This window comes from Brevibacillus sp. FW301-21C12A, assembly GCF_058788915.1.
In genome coordinates, this window is sequence record NZ_JBYTBG010000111.1 from 1 (window position 1) to 1,199 (window position 1,199).

The 1,199-nt window shown below is 51.3% G+C and carries 1 protein-coding gene; it reads right to left on the bottom strand.

Going from position 1 to position 1,199, the window contains the following annotated elements; all coding sequences use genetic code 11:
- Positions 1 to 1,073, bottom strand: a 1,073-nt coding sequence (locus AC3WQH_RS25465) for a transposase (RefSeq protein ID WP_492332327.1), incomplete at its 3' end; no start/stop codon positions are given.
- Between the last annotated feature and the right edge of the window lie 126 nt (positions 1,074 to 1,199).

Sequence of the window (1,199 nt, forward strand, 5' to 3'; positions counted from 1 at the left end):
GTTAGATAGGTTTTCAAGCGGGAATTGCATCGTTCCACGCTAGTTCTTTCGTTGTACAGTTCTTTCCAACGCTTGCTCTCCCGATGCGGTGTGGAGTAGCGGCGCAGATCACTGGTTGTATCCACCTTAACGACCATCCCATAATTGGAAGACGAACAAGCGGCCATTCCGAGCGGGCAGTCTACCTTGCCTGTAGCATGGGGACAGCGGAATTTCAGAACATCGCCATCCGCTCCCCAATAGGTCATCGGAAAACCCATGGAGCAGCAAGGCGTTCCGTTTGATGTCATGCCGGCAGGCGGCTCTTTCTCATTGCGAAGATTCATCGGGATGATCGCCTGTGCTTTCAAATTCCGGGCAGCCTCATAGTTTTTTAGTTGGTCGTACCCAGCATCGAGGACAAAGAAGCTGACTTTGGTTTTTGCCGCGACTTGTTCCATCAGATCTGGCGCCATATCGCCGTCATGGACATGAGCCGGTGTCACGGCGAGCGCCATCGGCAGTTCGCTTTTGGTATCGACGGCGAGATGAAGCTTGTAGCCAAACCACTTCACCTTATTGCCGAAGGAGTCGAACTTGGCACCCCAGTTTGCATTGCCTGTGAGCTCGCTTTTACGTTTCGGCTGTTTCTTCTCGTAGGCATGGATCGCGGCACTATCGATGGCCACATGACTTCCATCGACGATGCCTTCTTGCTTGCAGCGTGTGACCAGATCCTCAAAAAGTCGCTTGACCAGGTCTTTGCTCGTAAGCTCGGCAAAGACGCGGCTCAACGTTGCCACGGAAGGAGCTTTCCGATCAAGCCGAAGTCCGCATCGATAGCGAAAACGAAGATCCATATCCAGCCGGCGATGTAGGCCAGTGAACGTACTGATATTCTCAAGCGGAGCTGCAAGCAAAGCCCGAAGGATTCCTTGTCTGCAGTGACCGTCAGCGCCTCGGGGGGAACGGCTTCTCAGTTCTTTGGCGTAAGGACGTAGGTCAAGAGCGCTGAAAAAGATAGGCAATCGTTCTTTGGATTCAAGTTTTTGCAGTTCCTCGAAGGAAAACAGACTTTCTTGAAGAATATACAAGGTGACTTCCTCCTTTTGGGCGTTTTTGGTTTGGTCACCGAAAAACTTCTCCAAATTGGGGTGAAGTCCCTTTTTTATCCCTAGAAATCCTTGTGTCTCAAGGGCTCAGATTTCTGCAAAATGCTC